Origin of the sequence: Kitasatospora putterlickiae (assembly GCF_039527695.1) — a bacterium.
Taxonomy (GTDB): domain Bacteria; phylum Actinomycetota; class Actinomycetes; order Streptomycetales; family Streptomycetaceae; genus Kitasatospora; species Kitasatospora putterlickiae.
In genome coordinates this window covers 27,089-33,418 of the sequence record NZ_BAAAKJ010000287.1, presented here as the reverse complement: position 1 = coordinate 33,418, position 6,330 = coordinate 27,089, and the positions used below count along the sequence as shown (strand labels likewise).

General features: G+C 74.6%; 2 protein-coding genes and 1 pseudogene. 2 read left to right on the top strand and 1 reads right to left on the bottom strand.

From position 1 onward, the window contains the following. Positions 1–2,528, bottom strand: a 2,528-nt coding sequence (locus tag ABD308_RS28140) for a sensor histidine kinase (RefSeq protein WP_344340300.1), incomplete at its 3' end; no start/stop codon positions are given. Between the two features lie 670 nt (positions 2,529–3,198). On the opposite strand from ABD308_RS28140, the pseudogene ABD308_RS28135 reads away from it, so the two are divergent. Continuing rightward, positions 3,199–4,905, top strand: a pseudogene (locus tag ABD308_RS28135) (2-isopropylmalate synthase); the annotation flags it as partial. Between the two features lie 63 nt (positions 4,906–4,968). After that, the gene (locus ABD308_RS28130; protein ID WP_344340308.1) at positions 4,969–5,463 is read left to right on the top strand and encodes a YbaK/EbsC family protein; all 495 of its coding nucleotides are present in this window, start codon (positions 4,969–4,971) and stop codon (positions 5,461–5,463) included. The last annotated feature ends 867 nt before the right edge of the window (positions 5,464–6,330 follow it).

Genomic DNA, 6,330 nt, shown 5'->3' with positions numbered 1-6,330 from the left:
CGCTCGGCCAGCCGGTAGTGGTCGGCGGGCCGGTACTGCTCGGCGGCGTACGGGGCCTCGGCGGGCGTCACCGTCGCGTAGGCGATGTCCGGGTAGGCGGGGTCGTCGTACCCGGGCTGCGCGGGCACGCCCTGCGCCGGGGCGCCGTACGCGCCGCCGCCGGTGCCGTAGCCGTACGGGCCGGCGGGCGAGCCGTGCTCGACAGGGTGGCCCGGTTCGGGGAGCGGGTACAGGTAGCCGTCGGTGTCGCCGTGCGCGAGGCCGCCGCCGAAGCCCACCGTGAAGTCGTCCTCGAAGTCGTCCTCGAAGCCGGTGCGGGCCGGGGCCTTGAACACCTCGTCGTCCGACGGCGGCACGTACTCGACGTGGGCGAAGGCCTGGGCCGGCGCCGGGTGGACGCCGGGGGTGAACCAGTCGGCGCCCGCCGGCTCCGGCTCAGCCCCGGGGCCGGCCAGGGCCGCGCGCTCCTCCGCCTCGTCCACCGCGACGACCGGCACGGACACGGGGGCCGCCGGGGTCGCCGTCTGGGAGCTCGGGGCCGTCACGGCCGAGGGCATCTCGGTGACCGAGGCGAGCGGCGCGGGCTCCTTGCGCTGCCCGGGCTTCTGGCGCCGGGCGAGCGGGATCGGGGTGACCGCCGCGCCGTCCGGCAGCCCGGCGTCCCCGTCCAGCACGTACTCGCCGGGGACGAGCACGACCACCCTGGTCCCGCCGAAGGCCGACGGGCGGAACTCGATCTGCAGGCCGATCGCGGCCGCCAGCCGGCCCACCACGTGGAAGCCGAGGCGGATGTCGTCGCCGCGCGCCAGCATGTCCGTGCGCGGCGGGTCGTCGGCGAGCGCGGCGGCCATCAGGGTGTTGGCCGCGTCGTACTGCTCCAGGTCCATGCCGAGGCCGCGGTCCTCGATCTCGATCGCCAGCCCGCGCCCGACGACGGCTGCCCGCACGTCGACCGGCGTCGGGGGCTTCGAGAAGCTCGCCGCGTTCTCCATCAGTTCGGCGACCACGTGGGCGACCGGTCCGACCGCGCGCTCGGAGAGCCACGGGTGGCCCTCGACGTCCAGCACGATCCGGCGGTACTCCTGCACCTCGCCCTGCGCCGCGCGCAGCACGTCCAGCAGTGGCACCGGCTTGCGCCACTTCCGCTGCGGCTGGCCGCCGGCCATGATGACCAGGTTCTCCTCGTAGCGGCGCAGGCGGGCCGTCAGGTGGTCGAGGTCGAACAGGCCCTCCAGGACCTCGGGGTCCTCGTGCCGGCGCTCCAGGGTGTCCAGCTTGCGCAGCTGCTGGCCGATCAGCAGCTGGGTGCGGCGGGCGATCCGCTGGAGCAGCCGCTCGAAGCCGCGGTGCTGCTCGGCCTGCCGGACGGCGGTCTCCAGCGCGGCGGTGCGGGCCAGGTTCATCGCCTGGCCGAGCTCGGCCAGCTCGTCGCCGCCGCGGGCGTGCGAGCCGGGGGTGATCGCCCGGCTCTCCGCCTCGACATCGACCTGCTCGCCGCGGGAGAGGCGTTCGACCACCTCGGGCAGGGTGCGTTCGAGCTCCTGCGCCTGGTGGTGCAGGTCCTTGATCCGGCGGCGCAGCGAGCGGGTCAGCCGCCAGCTGGCGAGGACCACCGCGATCACCGCGATCAGGCCGATCACGGCGGTCAGCGCGACCCGGGTGAGCAGCGAGAGGAACGAGCCCTTGCCGACCTCGACCACGCCGTCGGTGCGGGTCTCCAGCAGCTTCACCAGCTGCGGGTTGACCTGGTCGACGGCCTGGCGCCACTGGTCCTGCAGCTGCGGGAGCCGGACGGTGCCGGTCGCGTCGGCGGCGGCCGGGCGGGTGAGCGCCTGCTCCACGGTGGCCTTGGCCTGCCAGGCGGCGCCGCTCATCAGCTCCGACCAGGAGCCGCGCTCGTCCTCCGGGAGGTAGGGGACGACCTGGACGGCGAAGAGGTGGTCCTGGGCGCCGATCGCCTGCTGGACGAGCTGGTACTCGGAGGCGCTGAGCCGGCCGGAGGGCCAGCCGCGGGCGAGGATCGCGTCCTCGCGGGCCAGCATCTCCTTCGCCCAGAAGGAGTTGACCAGGGTCTTGGAGATCCAGGTGACCTCGCCGTTGTCGACGTGGCTGAGCGCGGTGAACAGCCGCAGGTCCACGGCGATCAGGTCGGTGTAGTACGTGTAGACGCCCTGCTGGTCGGCGGTGCCCTTGTCGACGGCGGCCCGCTGGTCGCCCAGCCGGTCCATCGCACGCCGGGCCTCGGCGACGGCGCTGAGCACCTCGGCGGGCGCGCTGCCGGCGGTCTCCCTGGACAGGGTCTGGAACTTCTGCACGGCCTCGTCGGTGAGCTTGCGCTGGCGTTGCAGCTGCTCGGTGACGGTGCCCGGGCGGGCGAGCGCCTCGGCGCTGAGCCGGCGCTCCTCCTGGAGGTTGTAGTAGACGATGTTGGACGGCTGTCCCGCCTTCTGGGCCAGCAGTCCCTGGTCCGCCTGACGCTGGAAGTCGAAGAAGGTCACACCGCTGGTGACCGCCCACAGGACGGCCATGGCGATGCTGGGGACGAGGGCGAGGACGAGCAGTGCCGTCCGCAGCGACAGGCGCGGACGACGCCTGCGGGGGGCCTTCGGCGTCGGGGGCCGCCGATTCGCACGCGCGCGCAGAGCTGACTCCTTGGGGCTGGCGGTCGGCCCGGGAGGGGTCGCACCGACCGGGGCACGGGCTTTATGACGAGGCGATACTAGTCATACGGTGTGTTAGGAGTGAAAGCGCGTTCGATCTTCGGGCGGTGCACGCACAAGTCCTTGACATCGCCGAATGCGGAGTGCGCGGCTCCACTCGGGCATCGCGCGGACCCCGTCCGGGGCGCTCCGCGCCAGGTGGCGCGCCCCCCGGACGCGCCGGGGAGCCGCCCTTGGCAAGTCCCGGTAGGTGGAACGGGGTTGTCCCCGGTCGCGGTTCACGGCTACGGTACCCGGCATCATGCAGACGTGGAGCCTTCTTCTCGGTGGCCGCAGCGGGGTCTGACAGACCGGCACCCCGCTGCGGGTCGCCGTGCTGCCGGTCGTCGTCCCCCCGACACCGAACCAGGGAAGGAAGCCGCACCCCGTGCGCTCCACCGAATCCGCACAGAACGTCAAGCCCTTCGCCACCCTCCGGACACCCGCCGGACCGGTCCCGGCCGAGGCCCCCGCCTGGAACCCCCAACGCGGCAGCGCCATGCCGTTCCACCGCTACCTCCCCGCCCACGCCCGCGTCCCGCTGCCGCCCGTCGACACCCTGCCCGGCGGCCGCCAGTGGCCCGCCCGGCGCGTCGACCGGGCCCCGCTGTGGGTCCCGGTCGACCTGCGCGACGGCAACCAGGCGCTCGCCGAACCGATGGACCCGGCCCGCAAGCGCCGGATGTTCGACCTCTTCCTCGCCATGGGCTTCAAGGAGATCGAGGTCGGCTACCCCTCCGCCAGCCGCACCGACTTCGACTTCGTCCGCCACCTCGCCACCACCCCCGGCGCGGTGCCCGAGGACGTCACCGTGGTCGTCTTCACCGCCGCCCGCGCCGACCTGATCGAGCGCACCTTCGCCTCGGTCGAGGGACTGCCCCGGGTCGTCGTCCACCTCTACACCGCCACCGCCCCCGTCTGGCGCGACCTCGTCCTCGGCCGCGACCGGGCCCAGGTGCGGGAACTGGTCACCGCCGCCGCCGAACGGATGGCCCGCCTGGCCGGCGACCGCCCCGGCCTGCGCTTCCAGTTCTCGCCCGAGGTCTTCAACCTGACCGAGCCGGACTACGTGCTGGAACTCTGCGACGGCCTCACCGAACTGTGGGACGCGAGCCCCGACCGGCCGGTGATCCACAACCTGCCCGCCACCGTCGAGATCGCCACCCCCAACGTCTACGCCGACCAGATCGAGTACCTGCACCGGCACCTCGCCCGGCGCGAGGCGGTGATCCTCTCCGTCCACCCCCACAACGACCGGGGCACCGGCATCGCCTGCGCCGAGCTCGCCCTGCTGGCCGGCGCCCAGCGCGTCGAGGGCTGCCTGTTCGGCAACGGCGAGCGCACCGGCAACGTCGACCTGGCCACCCTCGCCCTGAACCTCCACACCCAGGGCGTCGACCCGATGGTCGACTTCTCCGACATCGACGAGATCCGCCGCACCGTCGAGCACTGCAACCGGCTGCCCGTCCCCGAACGCCACCCCTACGTCGGCGACCTCGTCCACACCGCCTTCTCCGGCACCCACCAGGACGCCATCAAGAAGGGCCTCGCCCACCACGCCGCCACCGCCGCTCGCCTCGGCGTCCCCGAGCGGCAGGCGCCCTGGGACGTCCCCTACCTGCCGATCGACCCGGCGGACCTCGGGCGCGACTACGAGGCGGTGATCCGGGTCAACAGCCAGTCCGGCAAGGGCGGGATCGCCTACCTGCTGCAGACCGGGCACGGGCTGGAGCTGCCGCGCCGGCTGCAGATCGAGTTCTCCCGGGTCGTCCAGGAGTCCACGGACGACAGCGGGCGCGAGGTCACCGCCGACGAGCTGTACGGGCTGTTCGCCGCCACCTACCTGGACGCGGCGCCGCGGCGGGAGCTGGTGAACTGGCGGACCGGGCAGGGCGACGAGCGGGGACAGGGCGACGGGCGGGCGCAGGGCGACGGGCGGCACTGGGCGTCGCTCGTGATCGGCGGCGCCGTGCACCGGGGAGAGGGCAACGGCCCGCTGGCCGCCGTGACGGCGGCGCTCGGCGCGGCCGGGCACGCCGTGGACATCCTGCACTTCACCGAGCACGCCGTCCGTACCGGACCCGACAGCGACGCGGTCGCCTACGTCGAGGCGCGGGTCGACGGGCAGGTGGTCTGGGGCGCCGGGCGGGACGCCTCGGTGCTGGACGCCGGGATCCGGGCGGTGCTCAGCGCCGTCGGGCGGGCGGGCGTCGCACCGGCGGGGCCCGCGCCGACGGGGCCCGCGGTGGAGGTGGGGCAGGATGGGGCGATGACCGACGACACGTCCCTGCCCGGTCGCAGCCGGGCGGTGGCCGACGCCCTCGCCGCAGCCGGCCTGCCCGGGGAGATCCGCGTCCTGCCCGACTCCGCCCGCACCGCCGCCGAAGCGGCCGCCGCGCTGGGCTGCGAGGTCGGCGCCATCGCCAACAGCCTGGTCTTCATCTGCGACGGCGCGCCCCTGCTCGTCATGACCAGCGGCGCCCACCGCGTCGACACCGACCACCTCGCCCACGCCCTGGGCACCGGCCCGATCACCCGGGCGACCGCCGCCCAGGTCCGCGAGGCCACCGGCCAGGCCATCGGCGGCGTCGCCCCCGTCGGCCACCCGGCGCCTCTGCGCACCGTTGTCGACACGGCCCTCGCGGCCCACGAGCTCCTCTGGGCGGCGGCCGGGCACCCCCACACGGTGGTGCCGATGACGTACAAGGAACTGCTGGCCCTGACCGGCGGCACGCCGTCGACGGTCGCCCCGCCGCAGGGGTAGTGGCGGTTGGCGGCCGGTGCCGGGGGACGCGGGCGCCATCGGCTCGTACCGTTGCCGATGCTGCTCTCGTGGTCCCCGGGCTCCGCTGGGTGGCGGCCGGCCGTACGTGGAGCTGCTGGCTCTGACCGGGGCACGCTGTCGATGGTCGCCTCGCCACAGGGGTAGCGGCGGCTGGCGGCCGGTGCCGGGGGACGCGGGGGCCATCGGCTCGTACCGTTGTCGATGCTGCTCTCGCGGTCTGCGGGCTCCGCTGGGTGGCGGCTGGCCGTATGCGGAGCTGCTGGCTCTGACCGGGGGCGCGCCGTTCGTCCCGCCGCAGGGGTAGTGGCGGCGTTGGCCATTCGGCGTCTCTGCGTATTCGTCGACACGGTCCTTGCGGCGCACGGGCTCCGCTGGGTGGTCGCGGGCGGTGCAAGGGGATCCTGATCCTGGCCGGTGGCCGCCGCCCAGGTCCGCGAGGCCATCGGCGGAGTTGCCCCGTTGGCCGTCCGGCGTCTCTGCGCACCGTTGTGGACACGGCCCTCGCGGTGCACGGGCTCCACTGGGCGGCGGCCGGCCGTACGTGGAGCTACTGCACGCCGTCAACGGCTGCCTCGTCGCAGGGGTGTCGGCGTCTGACGGCCGGTGTCGGGACTGCCCGAGGGGGTGGGCGATCAGTGGTGGGCAGGTCGCCGGAGTGGCGGTGCCGGGATCGTCCGAGGCCGGGCGGTCCCGGTGCGGCGGCTTGGCGCTGGGCGGGCTGTTCGGGGAGTTGCCGAGGCTGGTTCGGGCGCGCGGCCGGGGCTGGGGTTGTCGGGCTGGTTGGTGGGGTGTCAGCAGTGGCTGGGGCTGAGGGTGCGGCCTGCGGTCCGTGGTGGCCCCGCCGCC

Bases quoted from the DNA above. Each gene is read 5' to 3' on its own strand.
- ABD308_RS28130 (WP_344340308.1), top strand. From the start codon at position 4,969: ATGACCGACGACACGTCCCTGCCCGGTCGCAGCCGGGCGGTGGCCGAC.